This window comes from Hespellia stercorisuis DSM 15480 (assembly GCF_900142165.1).
GTDB classification, from domain to species: Bacteria; Bacillota; Clostridia; order Lachnospirales; family Lachnospiraceae; genus Hespellia; species Hespellia stercorisuis.
Window position 1 is genome coordinate 130858 of the sequence record NZ_FQZY01000007.1, and the last position, 20378, is coordinate 151235.

The 20378-nt window shown below is 41.7% G+C and carries 20 protein-coding genes; 11 read left to right on the forward strand and 9 right to left on the reverse strand.

Translation table 11 applies throughout. The features are described 5' to 3' along the window. Positions 1 to 51 precede the first annotated feature (51 nt). Genes BUB85_RS02250 through BUB85_RS02270 form a run of 5 tightly spaced genes read right to left on the reverse strand, consistent with a single transcriptional unit; the run spans position 52 to position 2926 of the window. Complete coding sequence (locus tag BUB85_RS02250) at positions 52 to 618, reverse strand: DUF2815 family protein (protein WP_073104424.1); 567 nt, start codon at positions 616 to 618, stop codon at positions 52 to 54. Between the two features lie 16 nt (positions 619 to 634). Beyond that, positions 635 to 1762: a DUF2800 domain-containing protein gene (locus BUB85_RS02255; protein ID WP_073104425.1), complete on the reverse strand. Its 1128-nt coding sequence runs from the start codon at positions 1760 to 1762 to the stop codon at positions 635 to 637. Continuing rightward, the gene (locus BUB85_RS02260; protein ID WP_073104427.1) at positions 1762 to 2136 is read right to left on the reverse strand and encodes a hypothetical protein; all 375 of its coding nucleotides are present in this window, start codon (positions 2134 to 2136) and stop codon (positions 1762 to 1764) included. The genes BUB85_RS02255 and BUB85_RS02260 overlap by 1 nt, the downstream gene beginning before the upstream one ends. Beyond that, a complete protein-coding gene (locus BUB85_RS02265) occupies positions 2123 to 2329 on the reverse strand; it encodes a hypothetical protein (RefSeq protein WP_073104429.1) in 207 nt (68 codons plus the stop codon). Before BUB85_RS02265 ends, BUB85_RS02260 begins: the two co-directional genes overlap by 14 nt. Positions 2330 to 2374: 45 nt before the next feature. Beyond that, the gene (locus BUB85_RS02270) at positions 2375 to 2926 is read right to left on the reverse strand and encodes a hypothetical protein (protein ID WP_073104476.1); all 552 of its coding nucleotides are present in this window, start codon (positions 2924 to 2926) and stop codon (positions 2375 to 2377) included. A 555-nt stretch (positions 2927 to 3481) separates the two neighbouring features. On the opposite strand from BUB85_RS02270, the gene BUB85_RS02275 reads away from it, so the two are divergent. From BUB85_RS02275 to BUB85_RS02305, 7 genes are all read left to right on the forward strand, one after another. Beyond that, complete coding sequence (locus BUB85_RS02275; protein WP_073104431.1) at positions 3482 to 5827, forward strand: NACHT domain-containing protein; 2346 nt, start codon at positions 3482 to 3484, stop codon at positions 5825 to 5827. A gap of 15 nt (positions 5828 to 5842) precedes the next feature. Beyond that, positions 5843 to 6049, forward strand: a complete 207-nt coding sequence (locus BUB85_RS02280) for a helix-turn-helix domain-containing protein (protein ID WP_073104434.1) — start codon at positions 5843 to 5845, stop codon at positions 6047 to 6049. Positions 6050 to 6126: 77 nt separating this feature from the next. Further along, entirely contained in the window at positions 6127 to 6783 is a 657-nt protein-coding gene (locus BUB85_RS02285) for an SIMPL domain-containing protein (protein ID WP_073104436.1), read from the forward strand. 14 nt (positions 6784 to 6797) lie between these two features. Continuing rightward, positions 6798 to 8303, forward strand: a complete 1506-nt coding sequence (locus tag BUB85_RS02290; protein ID WP_073104438.1) for a type I restriction-modification system subunit M — start codon at positions 6798 to 6800, stop codon at positions 8301 to 8303. Then, on the forward strand, positions 8293 to 9387 hold the full coding sequence (locus BUB85_RS02295) for a restriction endonuclease subunit S (protein ID WP_073104440.1): 1095 nt from the start codon (positions 8293 to 8295) through the stop codon (positions 9385 to 9387). The genes BUB85_RS02290 and BUB85_RS02295 overlap by 11 nt, the downstream gene beginning before the upstream one ends. Before the next feature lie 110 nt (positions 9388 to 9497). Next, a complete protein-coding gene (gene xerA, locus BUB85_RS02300; RefSeq protein ID WP_073104442.1) occupies positions 9498 to 10484 on the forward strand; it encodes a site-specific tyrosine recombinase/integron integrase in 987 nt (328 codons plus the stop codon). Positions 10485 to 10496: 12 nt separating this feature from the next. Beyond that, positions 10497 to 11042: a restriction endonuclease subunit S gene (locus BUB85_RS02305; protein WP_073104444.1), complete on the forward strand. Its 546-nt coding sequence runs from the start codon at positions 10497 to 10499 to the stop codon at positions 11040 to 11042. Here BUB85_RS02305 and BUB85_RS02310 read toward each other — a convergent pair. Beyond that, positions 11039 to 11590, reverse strand: coding sequence for a restriction endonuclease subunit S (locus BUB85_RS02310; RefSeq protein ID WP_073104446.1), 552 nt, complete (start codon positions 11588 to 11590; stop codon positions 11039 to 11041). The two genes, BUB85_RS02305 and BUB85_RS02310, sit on opposite strands and share 4 nt — an antisense overlap. Positions 11591 to 11682: 92 nt before the next feature. On the opposite strand from BUB85_RS02310, the gene BUB85_RS02315 reads away from it, so the two are divergent. From BUB85_RS02315 to BUB85_RS02325, 3 genes are read left to right on the forward strand one after another with little or no spacing between them, the layout of a single operon-like run. After that, positions 11683 to 14748 (forward strand): type I restriction endonuclease subunit R, encoded by a 3066-nt coding sequence (locus tag BUB85_RS02315; protein ID WP_073104448.1) that lies wholly within the window; start codon positions 11683 to 11685, stop codon positions 14746 to 14748. A 16-nt stretch (positions 14749 to 14764) separates the two neighbouring features. Continuing rightward, on the forward strand, positions 14765 to 16474 hold the full coding sequence (locus BUB85_RS02320) for a DUF262 domain-containing protein (RefSeq protein ID WP_073104450.1): 1710 nt from the start codon (positions 14765 to 14767) through the stop codon (positions 16472 to 16474). Beyond that, positions 16474 to 18675 (forward strand): GmrSD restriction endonuclease domain-containing protein, encoded by a 2202-nt coding sequence (locus tag BUB85_RS02325; RefSeq protein ID WP_084533882.1) that lies wholly within the window; start codon positions 16474 to 16476, stop codon positions 18673 to 18675. The genes BUB85_RS02320 and BUB85_RS02325 overlap by 1 nt, the downstream gene beginning before the upstream one ends. A 308-nt stretch (positions 18676 to 18983) precedes the next feature. Here the strand turns inward: BUB85_RS02325 and BUB85_RS02330 are convergent, their stop codons facing one another. Both BUB85_RS02330 and BUB85_RS21375 read right to left on the reverse strand, forming a co-directional pair. After that, the gene (locus tag BUB85_RS02330) at positions 18984 to 19181 is read right to left on the reverse strand and encodes a recombinase family protein (RefSeq protein ID WP_073104451.1); all 198 of its coding nucleotides are present in this window, start codon (positions 19179 to 19181) and stop codon (positions 18984 to 18986) included. Further along, entirely contained in the window at positions 19181 to 19348 is a 168-nt protein-coding gene (locus BUB85_RS21375) for a hypothetical protein (protein WP_159434605.1), read from the reverse strand. Before BUB85_RS21375 ends, BUB85_RS02330 begins: the two co-directional genes overlap by 1 nt. A gap of 224 nt (positions 19349 to 19572) precedes the next feature. On the opposite strand from BUB85_RS21375, the gene BUB85_RS02335 reads away from it, so the two are divergent. Then, positions 19573 to 20088, forward strand: a complete 516-nt coding sequence (locus BUB85_RS02335; RefSeq protein ID WP_073104453.1) for a hypothetical protein — start codon at positions 19573 to 19575, stop codon at positions 20086 to 20088. On the opposite strand, the gene BUB85_RS02340 is transcribed toward BUB85_RS02335, so the two are convergent. Further along, the coding region (locus tag BUB85_RS02340) for an IS66 family transposase (protein ID WP_143160647.1) at positions 20085 to 20378 on the reverse strand (294 nt) is incomplete at its 5' end. The genes BUB85_RS02335 and BUB85_RS02340 overlap by 4 nt on opposite strands.

Here is a 20378-nt window from a genome sequence, read left to right on the forward strand (position 1 = left end):
GAGGTCGGCACAAAATTGAGCCGACCTCTCGTATACCTTGCTAATTATGGATTAACCGAGAAAATCCTCGTCCTCTTCCGTTGCAAAATCATCTGCTGCACGGCTCTTTCCACCAAGCGGCTCTCCATCACGGATTTTCTGCAGGTTGTTGAGTCCGCAGGCAATGCCCTTATTTCCGTTAGAATTAAAGGCATAAAAATTAATGGAAGCACGGCCATACACACCGCTGTATACCTCACTGCGGTCGATAATCTCCTGACGGTCTGCATCCACAATGCCGGGAGCCGTACCACTGTTGGCATTCACGAAATAGCAGCCCTCATATTCCGGTGCATCGGGACGTTCTGCATCGCCATCACGAAGCGGGGTCTTCAGTACACTGAGTGCAGGGACAGATTTGCCGCTGCCTTTCAGTTTGCTTTCTCCCTCCTTGTAGGCAGCCTCAATAGCACTCTTGATTTTGTTTACCGTTACGGTATCGGATTTTGGAATCAGAAGGCTGACACTATATTTCGGAGAGCCTCCGTTGATAGATTTCGGATCCCAAATATTAGCATAAGACCAGCGTGTGTTTACTCCTGTGATAACCTTTGTAGGGTTGGTATAATCCTTTGACATAATTTTTTTTCTCCTGTTATTCTTCGTTAAAATCTTGTTTTGCTGTATTCAAAGCCGGACGCTTGTCCGACATCGGAACCAATACGGGTTTGCCTTGTGGCTTTTCAATCAAGCCTCTGCTTTCGATGACTTCGACAAAGTTTTTCTTGCCAAGCAATGCGGTCATGGCTGTAACACCCAGCAGTTTTTCTTCATACGGATTGTAGCCTGCTTCGGTGACAGCTGTTGCCACCGCTTCATCACTGACATATTTGCGGTTACTGCGCCCCTCGACCAGTTTCCAATCTGTCCATGCCTTGCCGCTGATTGCTGCATGAAGTGCAAATTCTTTTACATCTGCTGCCCACGACACCAGCTCATCTACCTTAGACAGAACTGCTTCAATCTCCACATCGTCCAACATGGCAGGAGTTTCAAAGTCATATTTTGCAAGTTCCAGATTGTACTCGGCGCGTTTGCGACAGGCAGCTTTCGCTTTGCAGAAACGGCAATGCTCTCCGGCACAGAATTCGCCCTCGCCATCAAAGGCAAGTTTTGCGGTAGGAACAAGGATATCTTCCGCCCATTGAAGCAGTTCCGTTCTTGTAATGATGTACTCGCTGACATTCTCTCGCCTTGGCTGAAAGATGACCATGCGGACTGTATCGATATCGTATAGGGCATCGAATAACTCCAATGCACCCAGTGCATAGCACATCATTTGAGGATTTTTCTCTGCCTCCACAAGCACACCTTTTCCGTGCTTATAGTCACATATGGTAAGCTGACCGTCTGCAATAATAACGGCATCGCCCGTTCCAAAGCCCTCAGGGACAAAGCGAGAATAATCAAGACGCTGTTCTATCAGCACAATGGGGTCAGAGCAGTTTTTCATCGCTGCTGCCAGCTGTTCCATTACATAATCGGCATAGCTTTCTGCACAAACTTCCATCTCTGAATCATAATAAGTAAGGTTCTCAGTAGGGTCATCAGCCTTGATGCCCAGTGCTTTCTGCAATTTATACTCACAAAGACTGTGGGCATCCGTGCCTTGCTGTGCATATTCGCTGCCTTTGTCCTCATAGGATTCGCACAGCCTTGCAGACGGAGGACACGCAAGCCATCGGTGACTGGATGAGGCAGATAATAATGCGTGTTTTCCCATTACAATCCCTCCACATCCGCAAGCAGCGATTGATATTCTTCCGGCTTAATATCCGAAAGTTTATCCGCCCCATGCTTGATAAGCAGTTCCTTTACCTGTGCCGTTTTACCGCTTCTGGACTTTTCTGCAAGAATCCCACGCACCTCCGTGAGTGTTGGCAGTTTTTCTTTGGATTCTTCTTTCGGTGCCGCCTTTTGCTTTGCCGTGGTCTTTGCTTTTACATCTGCTTTTCCCACTGGTGCCACAATCTTTGGCTGTTCATCGCTACCGAATGCCTCCACCAGAATTTTCAGACTTCCTGCAAGACCCTGCAGGCTCTCAGCCACCGTGCAAACACCGTCAATGACATCGAGCATCAATTTAACATGACTCATTTTCACATCCTCCTTCTTTGACTTCACAAATGGAAACTTCCTCTACGCTGTCACCGGGTACGAGAATCGTAATTTTCTGCTTTTCTCCGAAGAGAAATCTCAAAATACGTTCTCGCACACCAATGTTGCGACAGGAAAGAATACCGTCTGTTCTTGGTTCCTTTGAAACACTGATTTTCAAATTTTGTTTCATCGTCTTGGCTCCTTTCCGAGAGTGCTTTATGTGACCCTCTACTTGTTAGCCACGGGCGATGCTAAAACTTGAGGATGTCGGAAAAACTTTTTTGAAATTCTTCTCTGCAGTCTCCAAACGATGCGATACGGCACTGGGCGTGATACCGTTGCGGGCTGCATATTCCTGCTTTGGTACCTTATTAATATGTATCTCAATCAGAAGCTCCGCCTGTTCCGGCTTGAGATACTTGCGGAGCATTCCGCAAACGGCTTCGTATTCATACTGCTTGTCCCGATTGATGACATCCGTCATATCCGGGAACAAATCGATAGTATTGCCTGCAGGCTCGTCCGATTCATCATCGACAAGCTGTACTCTGCCTTTTGTGCCGTCCAGCTTTTTCGGTGCAGATGTGGGACTGCTGTGGCGGTCATGCCTGTGCCAGTTGTTGTACTCAGGGCGATTGAACAGTTCGTTGAATTTTTCCTGAATGCGTTTTTCCATCTCTGCGGAAGTCATGCCATCTGCATCTCCCAAGGAAAGAGAGAGCCACATTTCGTCACGGTCTACCTCCAGTGTCTGTTTGGTGTTGTCATAGCTTACTTTGATTTTCATTTGATTGTCCTTTCCGTCTGAGTGGAAAGGCATGGACAACACCTTCTGCAATGGCATGAAGCACCTTGTCTGCGGACAAAAAGAGCGCAACAAGAGAAGGGTACTCATGCACTGCTTTTCAGAGGTCTCTCATGGAAACCAAAGAAGCTGCAGTATGTGTATCCTTGCCTAATTGCGCACTCAGACAATCGATATTTATTTTCAGCTGTTACGGTCAGCTTTGCACCTGTGATTGCTTGTCCTTACACTATTACAAGGACATGAGCGGTTTGTTTAAGAACCACTTTTGTTAAAAAAGTTAAAAGTTTGAAACCAACAGAGAAAATTTGTGTTCGCTTGATTTCACTTCTTGTATTTAGCAGAAACTTGTGTTATAATGTAAAAGAGTATAACTGTCTGTCGCTGCGACTTTTCACATACAACACTTGCCGGAGGTTTAACCTCTGTAATTATTATAAAAAAAATAAGCCATCCCGACAGGATGACTGCGGAACGGCTCGGAGTTCTTCGGATGTTTTCGGAAAAACTCGGAAATATGATGGAGGTGCATAAAATATGCTATTAAGCGAATTCGTAAATACCTTATATAAATACAGTGATGGCAGCAGAAAAAAAGCCGATTACTTTGTTTTTCTCTTTGATACGTTAATTAAAGACTCGCCTGAATGTATCAATCCATTTTATGACCTTCAGGCAGATACCTTAGAGCGTTATTATAAGGAAACGAGTGTTGCCAAAACAAAAGCACATAAAGCAAGAGGCATGGCTGATATACATAAATTTGCAAAGCATATCAACGGCTTAAGTGATAGCAACCAGTTATCAATGGAAACTGAATTCAAGAATCTAATCCCGGATTTTAACAAAGATGACAACCTCGGTTATGCCTGCACGGACTTATTTCTTCAGATACTGGACGAAATATATGACGGAACTTCCGTGCCATGTAAGAAGCCTTCCGCTCCGGCAGATAACAGTAGTCACGCACAAGTAAGAAACAACTTCTCTTTTCCTTTTCCTGATGTTGCTCCGGAACTAACTGGTGACCCTCTGTTTATTGTTACGGGAGCGGAACTGGGCATAACAAGGAGCGATGATGATTTCTCGGAATATCTGGAAAACACACAGGAGAAATACCAGACTATAAAAACGTTGCTCTATTCTGAAGTGCCAAGACCATTCTACGATTTTTATGTTTGCAACACCCTTACCTATAAGGTAAACAAAGGCAGAAATTCCTATGAACTCCGTACCATCAATCATGTTACGGCAGATATATTAGGTGACTGCACCAACTTTGTCATTATCACAGGCACAGGTGGTCTTGGAAAATCCATGATGATGCGACATCTCCTCTTGGATTGCATCGAGCAGTATCCTATTATAGAGAAATTACCGATATTCATTCCACTAAAGGACTTCGATTCCTCTTATGATGATTTGACCGAATATGTATATGAAAAATTTGATGCTCTTGGCGGTGGTATAGATTTAGAAGATGTATTATCAGAAGGAAAATGCTTATTACTTTTTGATGGATTGGACGAAATCCACAGTGATGTGCGAAAGCTGTTTGAAAAGAAATTGGATATATTTGCCGATAAGTATTCTAATAATATGTTTGTCATATCCTCTCGTCCTGCAATGTCCTTTGTCGCATTTAATCGATTTACAGTCTTTGAATTGCAACCCTTTACTAAATCGCAGGCATTATCGCTGATTGATAAATTGGAATTCCGTCCAGATGAGCCGACTATTAAAGCTGTTTTCCGTAAAAAGCTGGACGATGATTTATATCGCACCCACAGAGAATTTACAGAGAATCCACTCCTGCTCACTATTATGCTTATGACCTTTGAGCAGTTTGCGGAAGTTCCATCAAAAATGCATATTTTCTACAGGGAGGCTTATCTCACACTCTCTCAAAAACACGATGCCACAAAGGGAGCCTACAAACGAGCCTTATGCACAGGAGTAACCGCAGACAGATTCTCCGAGTATTTTTCGGAGTTCTGTGCAAGAACCTACTGTGATGAACGCTTTGATTTTACCGATGAGGATTTTGATAGATATTTTACGAGCATGACTGAACCAAAAAAGGATAACAGTCCGGCAACCACAACTGACTTCATCACAGATTTGGTTGCTAATATGTGCTTGATGTACCAAGAAAGCAGGAAGTACCACTTCACGCACCGTTCATTTCAGGAATACTTCTGTGCCGTGTATTTTTCAAAACAGAAAGATAAAAACCTTGGTGCTATAGGCGATATGTTTGAAAGGAAGAAATCTCGTTTCAATCAGGACAAAACCTTTAATATGCTATATGACATGATTCCAGAGAAAATCGAAGAATATGTGTTTCTGCCATATTTGCAGGCACTGTTTGATGAATGTAATGCCAAAGACGGCTATTGGACTTTTCTTCAGAAAATATATCCAACCATCGAATATGATTGTGGAGATTCCGCTTCCTCTGAAAACGAATCAGAATCTTTTTTGTTTAACTTTATAGCTACCATAATGAAATTTAAAGGTGTTCACATTTTCACCGAATTTCCAGAAGAAGATAATTTCATCACAAGTGAATGGGTTCAACTGGATGATGACTATATGCAGTTTGACTCTGACTATCATGGTGACACGATTGAAAAAGATGATGTTCCTTGGGAATACACCCATGAATGCGGCTTTGATGATCCGGAGGTTGTCGGTTGCAATTATTCATTTGAAATTGAAACCATCTTTAATGACCGTGAAACGTATTCTGATTTCGTGGCTATATTGGAAGATGAGTATTTCACCTACCACGAAGAATATGATAAGGCACGAGAATATCTGGAAAAACTGCTTGAAAAACAGACCCCAAAGAGTCAGAACCTATTTGATTTATTCCAATAATACAGGAGGTGCGAAATGCGAATCAGCTACAATAAATTATGGAAAATATTGATTGATAAAGACATGAAACGAAAAGACTTGCAGGAGATTGCGGGTATCAGTTCTGCTTCTGTTGCGAAACTTGGCAAAGGCGATAACATCACAACCGATGTTCTGTTGCGTATCTGTGAGGCATTGGATTGCACGATTGATGATATTTTAGATACGATAAAGGACGAATAAGTCCTGATTATGGTACAGCCATTCCTTTATAATGGAAATGTGGCAGTATCAAAAACAACAAAATGGAGGTTATATCTATGCCAAGAACAATTACTGTTAAAGGAATTGGTAAAGCATTCGCAAAACCGGATTATGTGGTTCTTTCCATGCATTTAGTATCTCAAAACATGGATTACGAAGAAACCATGCACTCCGCTTCTCTTCGGATACAGCATTTGACCGAAACACTGGTATCACTCGGATTTGATAAAGCCGATTTGAAGACTACCAACTTTAATATAGAAACAGATTATAATAGCGAAAAAGACTGCAACGGAAACTACCATAGAGTATTCAATGGCTATAAAGTCATCCAAGACTTGAAACTGGCGTTTGACTTCGACACCAATCGTCTTGCGACCGCACTTTCCGCCATCAGCGGATGCATTTCAAATCCTGAACTGTCCATTCGTTTTACCGTAAAAGATGCTACCGCAATCAACGAAGAAATGCTGCGGTCGGCAACAGTGAATGCCAAACGCAAGGCAGAAATATTATGTGAGGCATCCGGCGTTGAACTTGGACAATTGATGGCTATTGACTACAACTGGGGTGAATTAGATATCTACTCTCACACTCGCTATGATATGGCAGATGAATGTATGGCTGCTCCAATGATGGAACGCTCTATTGAAATTGAACCCGATGATATAGAAACAACGGATACTGCCACCTTTGTGTGGGAAATTAAATAATGGAGGAAAGATAAATGGCTGAAAAGAACAATGCCACAATAGGCTTTGAAAAACAAATATGGGATGCCGCCTGCGTTTTGTGGGGACACATTCCAGCTGCTGAATACAGAAAAGTAATCGTAGGATTGATATTCCTACGCTATATTTCCAGCACCTTTGAAAAACGATATGAGGAACTCAAAGCGGAAGGCGAAGGTTTCGAGGAAGATAGAGATGAATATCTGGGAGAAAACATCTTCTTCGTTCCAGAAAAAGCAAGATGGAGTGCTATTTCTGCCGCTGCTCACACCCCTGAAATCGGAACAGTTATTGATGAAGCCATGCGAGAAATCGAAGCCGAGAACAAGACATTAAAGAATGTTTTGCCGAAGAACTATGCAAGTCCAGACCTTGACAAACGAGTGTTGGGCGATGTCGTAGACCTTTTTACCAATATGGACATGAGCGATACGGAAGATGGAAAAGACCTGCTCGGCCGTACTTATGAATACTGCATCGCTCAGTTCGCTGCATACGAGGGTGTAAAGGGCGGAGAATTTTATACTCCTTCCAGTATCGTAAAAACCATCGTTTCAATACTAAAACCATTTGACAACTGCCGTGTATATGACCCCTGTTGTGGTTCTGGCGGGATGTTCGTGCAGAGTGTAAAATTCATTCAGGCACATAGTGGCAATCGCCGCAGCATCTCCGTTTATGGGCAGGAATCCAATGCTGATACATGGAAAATGGCAAAAATGAATATGGCAATCCGTGGTATCGATGCTGATTTCGGACCATATCAAGCGGATACATTTTTTAACGATTTACACGCAAATCTCCGTGCGGATTTCATTATGGCCAATCCTCCGTTTAACCTTTCTAACTGGGGGCAGGACAAGCTAAAGGAAGATGTCCGTTGGAAATACGGTACTCCGCCTGCTGGAAATGCCAACTACGCATGGATTCAGCATATGATTCACCATCTCGCACCAAACGGAAAACTCGGTCTGGTGCTTGCAAACGGGGCATTATCCACCCAGTCCTCCGGCGAAGGTGAAATCAGAAAGAATATCATCAATGCTGACCTCGTAGAAGGAATTGTTGCACTGCCTACCCAACTGTTCTACAGCGTTACTATCCCGGTAACCTTGTGGTTCATCAGCAAGAATAAGAAGCAAAAAGGTAAAACGCTGTTCATTGATGCCCGCAAAATGGGTTATATGGTTGACCGCAAGCACAGGGATTTTACTGATGAGGATATTCAGACATTGGCAGATACCTTCTCCTCCTTCCAAGATGGAACACTGGAAGATGTCAAAGGCTTCTGTGCTGTTGCCGATTTGCAGACCATCGAAAAACAGGATTATATTCTCACACCGGGTCGTTATGTCGGCATAGAGGAACAGGAAGATGATGGAGAGCCGTTTGAAGAAAAAATGACCCGCCTGACTTCTGAACTCTCCGATATGTTCGCCAAGTCCCATGAACTCGAAGATGAAATCCGTAAGAAATTGGGGGCGATTGGGTATGAAATATAATTTATCTGATATTTGCTCCTTTCGGAAAGGAAAGACAGATGTAAGTACGCTTGATAAAGGTACATATATTTCTACGGAAAACATGATACCCAATCGAGGAGGAATTACAACAGCGAGTTCTCTTCCTACTGTTGATTTAACGCAAGAATACAAAGTTGGTGATGTTCTTGTTTCGAATATTCGTCCATATTTCAAAAAAATATGGCAAGCGAAGTTTAATGGTGGCTGTTCCAATGATGTTTTAGTTTTTGCAGCTAAAAAAAACACAGATGCAAGCTTTTTATATTATGTCCTTGCAAATGACGAGTTTTTCACTTATTCAATGGCAACCTCAAAGGGAACAAAAATGCCAAGAGGTGATAAAACCTCAATAATGCAATATCCAGTACCAGTATTTGATTTGAATACGCAAAAAAATATTTCAAGCATTTTGCAAAGCATAGACGATAAAATTGAACTTAATCAGAACATAAACAAGAATTTAGAACAGCAAGCAGATGCTTTGTACCAGTCATTCTTTTCACCCAAGTCAGGAACGCAAGGCAAACTGGTTACACTTGATGAATATTGCTCTATTTTCACTGGCAAAAAGAACGCTAATGCATCTGTGGATGGTGGAAAATATAAATTCTTTACTTGTGCTCCTGAAGCTTTGCAAATTGATAGCTACATTTATGACGGAAACGCTATCATTGTTTCGGGTAATGGGGCATATACAGGTCGAACACGCTTTTATAGTGGCAAATTTGACTTATACCAGAGAACATATGCTTGTACGCTGCTTGATAATGTAAATCCAGAGTTCATATTTCCTCTTTATTGGTTTGTAAAATTAGAACTCAGCAAGAAAATTATGGGCGGAACTCGTGGCTCTGCAATTCCGTATATCGTAATGAATGATTTAGCAAAGTTTGAGTTCATATACAACGAGCAAACATTCACAGAATATATGCCAATATTCAAGAGTCTCACCGAAGCAATACAAGCAAATGAATTTGAAAATGAAAATCTTGCTCAAATCCGTGATTCGTTATTACCGAAACTGATGTCCGGTGAACTTGATGTCTCCAACCTCGACCTCTAAGCCGCTAAATTCTTGTTTAAGCTATACCAATAACCCCTGTGAGTGGCAGGAGTTGAACTGAGGGACTGCCACTCCTTAGTCATTCTCGATTTTGAAAAGGAGAAATGACTATGAAACAGAAACTAATCACAGAAATTATACAGGGAATGCTTGGCACCCTTAACAATGCCCAGCTTGCAAAACTACAGAAGGTGTTGGAGCATACCCTCTTCAGCAAAGAAATTACAGACACGGTGTCCGAGGATACCATAACACCCAATGCGAAACTTTTAGACGCTTTCCTTGCCGCAAAACGCATAGAAGGCTGTTCTGAAAAGTCGCTGAGTTATTATAAAACAACGATTGAAACCATGCTGGCAAAGGTAGGAAAAGGTGTCCAGACCATTGAAACAGATGACCTCCGCTCCTATCTCACCGAATATCAAAAGGAAAAGCAGTCCAGCAAAGTGACGATTGATAATATTCGCAGAATTCTTTCCAGCTTCTTTTCGTGGTTGGAGGATGAGGACTACATTATAAAAAGTCCAGTTCGCCGCATACATAAGGTGAAATCAGCACTGACGATAAAAGAAACCTACACCGATGAGAACTTGGAAACCATGCGTGATAGCTGCGAAGAACTGCGAGATTTAGCATTGATTGATATGCTTGCATCAACGGGTATGCGTGTAGGTGAACTGGTTCTCCTAAATCGTGAGGATATCAATTTTGATGAGCGGGAATGCGTTGTGTTCGGTAAAGGCAGCAAGGAACGCATGGTGTACTTCGATGCCAGAGCAAAAATACACTTGCAGAACTATCTGGACAGCCGAACCGATGATACCCCCGCACTTTTCGTTTCGCTGAAAGCACCATACAAGCGATTGCAGATTGGTGGTGTCGAGGTAAGACTGCGAAGCCTTGGAAGGCAGTTGGGCATTCATAAAATGCACCCGCATAAATTCCGAAGAACACTTGCTACAATGGCAATTGATAAGGGAATGCCTATTGAACAGCTGCAACAGCTTTTAGGGCATCAAAGGATAGATACGACTTTGCAATATGCAATGGTCAAGCAGAGCAATGTTAAAATTGCTCATAGAAAATTTATTGGATAGAGAGGTAAGATAATGGGAGAATGGAAAGACTGTACAATTGGAGATATAGGAACTGTTGTTGGTGGTGCTACGCCATCAACAAAGAAAACCGAATATTATGAAAATGGTAACATTTCATGGATTACGCCTAAGGATTTGTCAAATTTTACAGGTAGATTTATTACATATGGTAGCAGAAATATTACTGAAGTAGGGTTAAAGAACTGTTCAGCACAGTTAATGCCCCGCCATACAATTCTATTTACCTCGAGAGCACCTATAGGTTATGTTGCTATTGCTGATAGAGAAGTCTGTACAAATCAAGGATTTAAGAGTGTCATTCCGAATGAAAATACTGATTATTTATTTTTATACTACCTATTGAAGTACAATAAAGATAATATTGAAAATATGGGAAGTGGCACAACATTCAAGGAAGTATCAGGCAATACTATGAAAAATATCGGTGTACGCATTCCAGCTTCGTACGAAGAGCAAAAAGCAATCGGATCTGTTTTGGATACATTGGATAGAAAAATTGAAGAAAATGCTCGCATAAACAAGAATTTAGCGGCTTAAATAGTAATGTTGGAAACATCGAGTTCACCAGACATCAATTTAGGTAATAAGGTATCACGCGCTGTAGCCAATCGTATATTCTCATCTTTGTTGTGACCTATCATTTCAAAAATAGGAGTTACAACAGATGTATAATTGTGAACTACATCAAAATTCAGGTCACATATCAGCATTGAAGCTATATGTTGAGGATAAATATGTGGTTGTGCGGAACCTGTTTGAGCGTCATAGATTTCTTTCTGTCTTTTTTTGAGTAGTACATACCAAAAATAGACATCGTCTGTCATAGCACTATCAATGAAAGATGAGTCAGATGACCAGATGGGTATATTCCATAAGCTAACATACCCTGCATTTGCACCTGAAGCAGATATAGCAAGAACAGGTGCAACGGTATTAGAACTATTGTGGTAAGTTGATGGTTCTAAACCGCCAGCAACTACTGGAACATTTCCAAATACAGCGTTTTTGGATAATAAACCTTTACCTCTTTTGGGTGTAATACTATCTCCGATAGTTTTTTCACCACTAGAGATATTAGGAAACATATTATCAAATATTGCCTGAGCTTGTTGCTCTAAATTCTTGTTTACACCGTACCGCAAGCGAACTAAAATACTAAAGTAAAGGAGCGAATACTATGTCAGGATTATACACTGAGGCGGATTATGAAAATTCTGTAGTCGAATTATTCCGCAATATGGGCTACACCTATTTATACGGTCCCGATGTGGAGCGTGAGTTCAACAATCCTCTCTATGAGGAAGAACTGCTGTCCTCTCTCCACCGTTTGAACCCCTCTCTGCCGGAGGACGCAATTTCCGATGCCCTTTTTAAGCTGAAGAATTTTGAAAACGGTGAACTTGTGCAGAAGAATGCTGTCTTTATGGATTTCCTGCAAAATGGTATTCCTGTACGCTTTTTTGTCAAAGGTGAGGAACGCTCTTCTATCGTCTACCTCGTGGATTATAAAAATCCCGATAATAACTCTTTCATCGTAGCAAATCAGTGGACATTTGTTGAAAACAGCAATAAGCGTCCCGATGTTTTGCTGTTTGTAAATGGGCTTCCCGTTGTAATTGTTGAACTGAAATCTCCATCCAGAGAAGAAACGGATGCCTCTGCCGCATACCGTCAGCTTCGCAATTACATGAAAGAAATCCCGTCCATTTTCATCTATAACGCCATCTGTGTTATGAGTGACCAAATGACCTCAAAAGCTGGAACGATTACCTCCGGCGAAGACCGTTTCATGGAGTGGAAAACAGTTGATGGCAGCTATGAAAATACACAATATGCGCAGTTTGATACTTTCTTCGAGGGAATGTTTCAGAAGGAACGATTGCTGGATATTATCAAAAACTTCATCTGCTTTTCCAATGAAGGGATAAATTCGTTTAAGATTTTAGCAGGATACCATCAGTATTTTGCTGTAAATAAAGCAGTCGAATCCACAAAACACGCTACCAAAACAGACGGTAAAGGCGGTGTGTTCTGGCATACACAAGGCAGTGGAAAATCCCTGTCTATGGTATTCTATGCCCATTTGCTGCAAGAAGCATTGGATAGCCCTACCATTGTTGTGCTGACGGATAGAAATGATTTAGATGACCAGCTGTTCGGTCAGTTCGCAAAGTGTAAGGACTTCTTGCGACAAGACCCAATGCACGCGCAGAGCCGTGAAAATCTGAGTGAGTTACTTGCAGGCAGACAGGCAAACGGTATTATCTTTACCACGATGCAGAAATTCGAAGAATCAAATGAAGCACTATCTGAACGCAGAAATATCATCGTAATGGCTGATGAAGCACATCGTGGGCAGTATGGCTTAACAGAAAAAATCAAGCTGACTACCAATGAAGATGGCGAAGAAGTCGCAAAGCGAGTTGTCGGCACAGCCCGTATCATTAGAAACAGCTTGCCTAACGCTACATACATCGGTTTTACAGGAACACCAATCTCTTCTAAAGACCGCAGCACCCGTGAAGTATTCGGGAACTATATCGATATTTACGATATGACCCAAGCTGTTGAGGATGGAGCAACCCGCCCTGTTTATTATGAAAGCCGTGTCATTAAGCTGAACCTTGATGAGGCTACGCTGAGAATGATTGATGCCGAGTATGACATTATGTCGAATAATGCAGACCCGGAAGTTATCGAAAAGAGCAAATGCACACTGGGACAGATGGATGCCGTTCTTGGCAATGACAATACCATCAATTCACTTGTGTGCGATATTCTCGACCACTATGAAAATTATCGTGAAGGACTGCTGACAGGAAAGGCTATGATAGTAGCCTACTCTCGTCCGATTGCGATGAAAATATATAAACGCATTTTGGAATTGCGTCCGGGCTGGACAGAAAAAGTTGGCATCGTTATGACCTCCGGCAACAATGACCCGGAAGAATGGCATGATATTGTTGGGAACAAGCACCACAAGAATGAACTGGCAAAGAAATTCAAGGACAATAATAGTCCTTTGAAAATTGCCATTGTAGTAGATATGTGGCTGACAGGCTTTGATGTTCCTTCACTTGCCACGATGTATGTATACAAACCAATGAACGGTTACAATCTCATGCAGGCCATCGCTCGTGTCAATCGTGTTTTCCGTGATAAGGAAGGTGGACTGGTTGTTGATTATGTAGGCATAGCCGCTGCACTAAAACAGGCAATGAATGATTACACAACTCGTGACAAGAAAAACTATGGTGATACCGATGTTGCCAAGGTTGCCTATCCGAAGTTCATTGAAAAGCTGGGTGTTTGCCGTGATATGTTCCACGGCTTTGACTATAGTAAATTCACCACAGGAACCGACCTCGAAAGAGCCAAGTCCATCAGTGGTGCCGTCAACTTCATCATTGCCCGTGAAAAGCAAACAGAAAAAGAAACCTTTGTTAAGGAAGCACTTCTGCTCCATCAGGCACTCTCCCTCTGTTCTTCTCTTGTATGTGAGAAAGACAGATTTGAAGCAGCTTTCTTTGAATCGGTTCGTGTTTTGGTTATGCGTCTTACCAATGCCGGAACAGGCAGAAAAATTTCCCTTCCAGAGATGAATGCCCGCATTAACGAATTGCTGAAACAGAGCATTAAGAGCGATGGTGTTATTAACCTATTCTCTGATGCACAGGAAGAATTTTCACTGTTTGACCCAAAGTTTCTGGAAGAAATCAGCCGTATGAAGGAGAAAAATCTTGCTGTTGAACTGCTTAAAAAGCTGATTGCAGAGCAGGTTTCTATTTACCGTAGAACCAATGTTGTAAAATCAGAAAAATTCAGCGAGATTATGCAAAAAGCTATCAACTCCTATCTGAACGGAATGCTTACCAACGAGGAAGTAATCGCAGAAATGCTCAAACTTGCGAAGCAGCTGGCAGAGGCACACGAAGAAGGTCAGCAGCTTGGCTTGACAGCAGATGAACTGGCATTCTATGATGCACTCACTAAGCCACAGGCAATTAAAGATTTCTATCAAAACGAAGAACTCATTGCTATCACAAAAGAACTGGCAGACACGCTCCGTAAGAACAAGACGATTGACTGGCAGCGCAAGGAAACGGCTCGTGCGAAAATGCGTACTCTAATCAAGCGACTCTTAAAACGCCACAAATATCCACCGGATGGCATGGATGATGCTGTCCAGACAGTTATGACCCAGTGCGAATTGTGGACAGATAGCGTTATGGAAACGGAATAAGGGAGATAAAAAATAGATGAATGATGAAATAATTCTGGATACCAAATTAGTCGGAGAAGTCACTGGAGAATTTTTCGTTCCTTCCTATCAGCGCGGATACCGTTGGGGCAAAGACGAAGTGACACGACTTCTTGAAGATGTATATACAAATGGAAATAAAAACTATTGCCTGCAGCCCGTTGTGATTCGCCGGGATGGAGATAGATTTGAATTGATAGATGGTCAGCAACGTCTTACAACACTTTTTATTCTGCTTCAATATATTAAGCGTGAGTTCAAACCGAGAATTGCATTGAAATATAAGCTGTCCTATAAAACCCGTGAGAAATCTGCTGATTATCTTGATCATATTGATGAGGCACTGGCTGACAGCAACATTGACTTTTATCACATCTATGGTGCATATAAAGCAATCGATAACTGGTTCAATGCCCAGACCGACAGTGTAGTAGTAGCCGATGATATCTATGGATATCTGGTAAAGTATGTGAAAATCATCTGGTACGAAGTCGGAGAAAATGAGGATGCAATTTCTCTGTTCACTCGACTGAATATCGGCAAGATACCGCTCACCAGTGCTGAACTTGTAAAGGCTATGTTCTTGAGCCATGACAGTGCCGATAACATGGACAGGGAAAAGCAGGAAGAAATATCCTTACAGTGGGATAACATGGAAAAGGAACTTCACAACGACTCCCTGTGGTACTTTCTCACTAACAGCACAAAGAATCAGTACCAGACCCGCATTGACCTTGTGCTTGATTTGATTGCCGGAAAGCAAGAAAACACAAGAGAAAAATATTATACCTTCTTCCGATTCGATGAAATGCAGAAGGAACAATCTCTCGATGAAATCTGGCGAAAGATTCAGCAAACCTTCCTCATTCTAAAGGATTGGTTTGAAAACCATGAATTATACCATAAAATCGGATATCTGATTGCCTCTGGCATGACACTTCATCAGATTTTTGAATTATCAGAAAATAAAACCAAGGATGCATTCAATGCACTTTTGGATGATTACATAAAATCCAGCATTCATATTTCTGGTAATTACTCAGAATTAAGTTATGAAAAACCTCTGGATTATAAAAAAATCAGCACTCTTCTGCTCCTATTCAACGTGGAATCTGTGCGCCAGAACGGTGAACATACGCAGTGGTTCCCATTCGACAAGTTCAAGTACAGCAAGGGCAGCAAGGTTTCCTGGAGCTTGGAGCATATTCATGCACAGCAATCCGAAGGTATGCGAACACAGGAAGTTTGGAAGGAATGGCTGAAGCTGCATATTCCCTCTGTCGAGGCAGTCAGCGATAAGCAGGACGAACTGATTCAATCCATGCAAAACGCAATTGACAACGCAAAACTTGAACGTGCGGAATTTGATAATCTTCAGCAGAAAGTGATCAGTCTGCTCTCTGTATCAGGGAATACCGAATATCTTCATTCCATTGCCAATCTTGCGTTGCTCGACATAAGCGATAATGCAGCACTGAATAATGCAACCTTCGATGTAAAACGAAATGTCATCGTTGAAATGGACAAAAAGGGGCAATACATACCATTCTGCACGAAGATGGTTTTTTTGAAATACTACACCCCGTCTGCCGAAAATCAGCTTCACTTTTGGGGACAAGCTGACCGCGTTGCTTATGTCCAGGCAATCAATACGGTACTTGCAGATTATCTATCTGAGCCGATTACTTTGGAAAAGGAGGAAGCATAATGGGTACAACACTCCATTCCTTTATGGATATTTTTGAAACAGAATTCGATGTTGGCGGTGACAAGGTTCTCTTAAAGAAGATTGCAATTCCGCTCATTCAGCGTGATTATGCGCAAGGCAGAATTGACTCCGATATAAACAGAGTCAGAGACCGCTTCCTTTCTTCTCTGTATGATGCCATAACAAAGGAACCTGTCACTCTTGATTTTGTTTATGGTGATATTGATGCAAACGGAACAATGACCCCTTTAGACGGTCAGCAGCGATTAACCACCCTCTTTCTGCTCCACTGGTACGCCGCTAAAAAACAGAATATCTCTGCAGAAAAGTATGCTTTTTTGAAGATGTTCAGCTATGAAACCCGCTATAGTGTGCGCTACTTCTGTTCCGAGCTGGTGAAGTTTAATCCATCTTTCAGCAAAAAGATTTCCGAAGAAATCATCAATCAGGCATGGTTTCCTCTGGACTGGAAGAAAGACCCAACCATCAGCTCTATGCTTGTCATGCTGGATGCCATCGATGAACAGTTCAAGGATGTGCCGGACATTTGGAATAAACTCTCCGATAAAACCATTACCTTCTACTTTCTTCCGATAAAGGACATGGGATTAACGGATGAGCTTTATATCAAGATGAATTCCCGTGGAAAGCCGCTTACATTGTTTGAGCATTTTAAAGCTGAACTGGAGCGTAACATTCGAGCAATAGACGAGCAGCGCGCTGTGACAATCATTGATAAGATTGATAGAACCTGGACGGATTTGCTGTGGCGATACAGGGATGGAGGCAACGGCAATAGCGATGACAATATTACTGATGATGAGTTCCTGCGGTACTTCAAATTTATCTGTGATATTATCTGTTACAGAAATGGTCAATCACCGCAGGGTTATAGCAGTGATGAATTTGATTTGTTGCAGCAGTATTTTTCTGTTTCTAACAAAAATGTCATAGCTAACATTGCAACACTTGAAGCCTTCTTCGATTGTTGGTGCTACATTGATGGTTTTTCTAATCCTTCCGAGTTTTTAACATCGTTTATGAGTAGTCAACACGAACCCGGCAAAATCATTGTCGATTCTCGTTATATCATTGATATTTTCGAAGATTGCCTGCACTCATATTCTGACAAAACCGGGCGGACACGTCAATTCCCATTGAACCGTATTGTCCTTCTGTATGCGATTACGGTGTATTTACAACACCAAGCCGAGGTGTCGCAGGGTGAGTATTCCCGCAGGATTAGAATTGTAAATAACCTGATTCAGAATTCTGAAGATGAGGTCAGCGACAGAATTGACCGAAATAGAATCCCAGCTATTCTTTCAGAGGTTGATGCTATTATCCTTACCGGAACAATTGATGATACAGTTGAAAACAACTTTAATGTAAACCAGTTGCAGGAGGAAAAAGAAAAAATCGCATTCCTCGCAGATCATCCAAAGTCTGCAGATACATTATTTGAATTGGAAGACCACCCAATGCTTAAAGGTCAAATCAGCATCATTGGTCTTGAAAACCTTACTTATGCAGACCGATTTGCATCGCTATTCACCTGTAGTTGGGACAAGATTGATTGTGCATTGATGGCAACAGGAAACTATGGTCAGCAGGAACGAAACAAATGGAGACATCAGTTTGCTTCAAAGAGTCTGCAGCTTGCTTGGGATGAACTGTTCCACAAGAGCGCAAATGCTGGATTCGATAACACCAAGAATATTCTGGTTCAGCTGCTCTCTACCAACGAAACCTTCACTGATGATATCCTTGAAGGCATTGCTACTGCTTTCACTACAGAATGTGAGAACAGCAAAAACTATCCTTGGCGGTATTATTATGTGAAATATCCGCTATTCAGACCAGGCAGTTTTGGAAAATTGAGCAATAGCAAATTGGAAGAAAATCCGTATCTGTTCTCTATCATGCAAACGAAATCGCAATGGTCTCAGAACACCTATATGCCTTATCTTAAAGCTGCTGACGATGCCCATCTCTCAAGGGATGAAATGGGGCAATTTCTGGAATATGGAGAACAGTATATTTATTGTGAAAATGCCGCCTATCTTCTCTGCAAACTGGACGGCGAGGATGAGGTAGAACTTGACCGAGTGGATATTTCGCAAGACGATAGCGGTACTGACACCGAAGACAGAATAATCAAGTTGAAAAGATACTTGAAAAGAAAGAAATTACAAGGATAAATCCAGCTGTCGAATAATGATTTGCACAGCTGGTGATGTCCAAAGGCAAGAAAACCACAAAAAGTGAATACGAAACCTTTTGACTTTGCCTTTGGGGGTATACGCATCTTCTCCAAAGGGTATACGCTTTTATTGCAAGGGTGTACATTCTTTCGCCAAGGGTATACGCAGGCGAGCATACCCCAGTGAACCACAAAAACGGAATATAGGAATAAAAACGGCTCTCGGAGTGAAAATCACACTCTTGAGAGCCGTTTTTGCATATATTAGAGGGCAGAAACCCTGTATTATTGTATCAATATGAGGTTCTATTCATCGGCAAAAACCTCAAACAGTTCCCAATCCGGATTGCGTTCAATATACTGTCTGAAATAACGCTGTTGACTTTCGAACGAATTAGCCTGATCTTCATTATCAGTAGAGACACGGCAGTATGCCGCAACTTTTCTTTTCGTATTCTGTATTTTTCTTTCTTCATTCAAGTTTACATATTTTTCGATCGACATCAAACTTCTCCTTTTTGCTTTTCAATTTCCCAGACACAGCGCTGATACTGCGCGTGGTTTAAAAGCTCTCTTTTTTCCAAAGAAGCAAGGATTGATTTTTGAAGCTGTAGCAAAAACGCTGCATGCTCCCGCTCCGTAATTTGCTCAACAGCCTCACCGACATACATAAAGTCTCGACATTTCAACCGATTAACACCCCCTCGGTAAAATGTATTCGTGCCGGTTTGTACCATATTACAAGGGATGATCATTCTTCTGAAATCTTATAAGTGGAAAGTACAAATTAATTGTGTTAGAATAAACACAAAATTGACATTAGATAATCTTCGTTCTCTAAAGCCAAGAACAGACTTACTATTTTTACAATAGATTTTTTTTGAAAGGAGTATTTATGGACGATACATTTCTATCCGATTTAACAACAGCAGACACACTTTCCTCCAAGCAGGATATTCTGCTTGACCTTTTAAAACAGACTTATGCCAGAATTACGGTTGTCAATATTAAGGAGGAAACATTCACCGCCCTCTACGATGCGACTGGAGTGATGAAAGAAGGGGAAGTATTATCATATCATCAGGCTTTGGACGCATTTTTAGTTCAAAACATCATGGTGGAAGATCGGAATCCCGCTCAAGCAGCACTCTCATTAGATGCACTGCGAGAATTTTATCACAGTGGTGTGGAGAGTAAACGTATGGAATTTCGTTCTCTCGTCAAAGAATTTGTCTATGAATGGAGTGAAATGATTTTGACTACCGCATCGGCAAAGCAACCGGATACCATCTACATTTTACTGAAAAATATCAACAAAGAAAAATTGATGAGCGGAATTATTGACCGCTTTATTTACCATGACTGCGATTATTTTATTTACCTCGATGGTAACTGTTCAGAACTCCATTAGTTAAAGATGATATCGGAATTCCCTAAAAGGGCTTCTCTGATTGCTGTAAAAGCATTTATTCCATGCTTATGAGCAGTCCCAATATAGCTCATGATTGTAAGATATTCCTGTGCGCCTTCCTCACTGCGAAAACATCCTGAGACCTTGGTTTTAACCTTAATCATGCGCAAATCACGTTCCGCAAGGTTATTATCAAACGGAACACAGAGATTCTTTATAAATAAGCAGACTGATGCCTTGTAATTCACAAGTCTGTCAATTAGATTTAGTACCTTGGTCTTTTTCTTTCG

Coding starts and splice junctions, on each gene's coding strand:
- BUB85_RS02250 (WP_073104424.1), bottom strand. CDS start 618: ATGTCAAAGGATTATACCAACCCTACAAAGGTTATCACAGGAGTAAAC.
- BUB85_RS02255 (WP_073104425.1), bottom strand. CDS start 1,762: ATGGGAAAACACGCATTATTATCTGCCTCATCCAGTCACCGATGGCTT.
- BUB85_RS02260 (WP_073104427.1), bottom strand. CDS start 2,136: ATGAGTCATGTTAAATTGATGCTCGATGTCATTGACGGTGTTTGCACG.
- BUB85_RS02265 (WP_073104429.1), bottom strand. CDS start 2,329: ATGAAACAAAATTTGAAAATCAGTGTTTCAAAGGAACCAAGAACAGAC.
- BUB85_RS02270 (WP_073104476.1), bottom strand. CDS start 2,926: ATGAAAATCAAAGTAAGCTATGACAACACCAAACAGACACTGGAGGTA.
- BUB85_RS02275 (WP_073104431.1), top strand. CDS start 3,482: ATGCTATTAAGCGAATTCGTAAATACCTTATATAAATACAGTGATGGC.
- BUB85_RS02280 (WP_073104434.1), top strand. CDS start 5,843: ATGCGAATCAGCTACAATAAATTATGGAAAATATTGATTGATAAAGAC.
- BUB85_RS02285 (WP_073104436.1), top strand. CDS start 6,127: ATGCCAAGAACAATTACTGTTAAAGGAATTGGTAAAGCATTCGCAAAA.
- BUB85_RS02290 (WP_073104438.1), top strand. CDS start 6,798: ATGGCTGAAAAGAACAATGCCACAATAGGCTTTGAAAAACAAATATGG.
- BUB85_RS02295 (WP_073104440.1), top strand. CDS start 8,293: ATGAAATATAATTTATCTGATATTTGCTCCTTTCGGAAAGGAAAGACA.
- xerA (WP_073104442.1), top strand. CDS start 9,498: ATGAAACAGAAACTAATCACAGAAATTATACAGGGAATGCTTGGCACC.
- BUB85_RS02305 (WP_073104444.1), top strand. CDS start 10,497: ATGGGAGAATGGAAAGACTGTACAATTGGAGATATAGGAACTGTTGTT.
- BUB85_RS02310 (WP_073104446.1), bottom strand. CDS start 11,590: ATGTTTCCTAATATCTCTAGTGGTGAAAAAACTATCGGAGATAGTATT.
- BUB85_RS02315 (WP_073104448.1), top strand. CDS start 11,683: ATGTCAGGATTATACACTGAGGCGGATTATGAAAATTCTGTAGTCGAA.
- BUB85_RS02320 (WP_073104450.1), top strand. CDS start 14,765: ATGAATGATGAAATAATTCTGGATACCAAATTAGTCGGAGAAGTCACT.
- BUB85_RS02325 (WP_084533882.1), top strand. CDS start 16,474: ATGGGTACAACACTCCATTCCTTTATGGATATTTTTGAAACAGAATTC.
- BUB85_RS02330 (WP_073104451.1), bottom strand. CDS start 19,181: ATGTCGATCGAAAAATATGTAAACTTGAATGAAGAAAGAAAAATACAG.
- BUB85_RS21375 (WP_159434605.1), bottom strand. CDS start 19,348: ATGTATGTCGGTGAGGCTGTTGAGCAAATTACGGAGCGGGAGCATGCA.
- BUB85_RS02335 (WP_073104453.1), top strand. CDS start 19,573: ATGGACGATACATTTCTATCCGATTTAACAACAGCAGACACACTTTCC.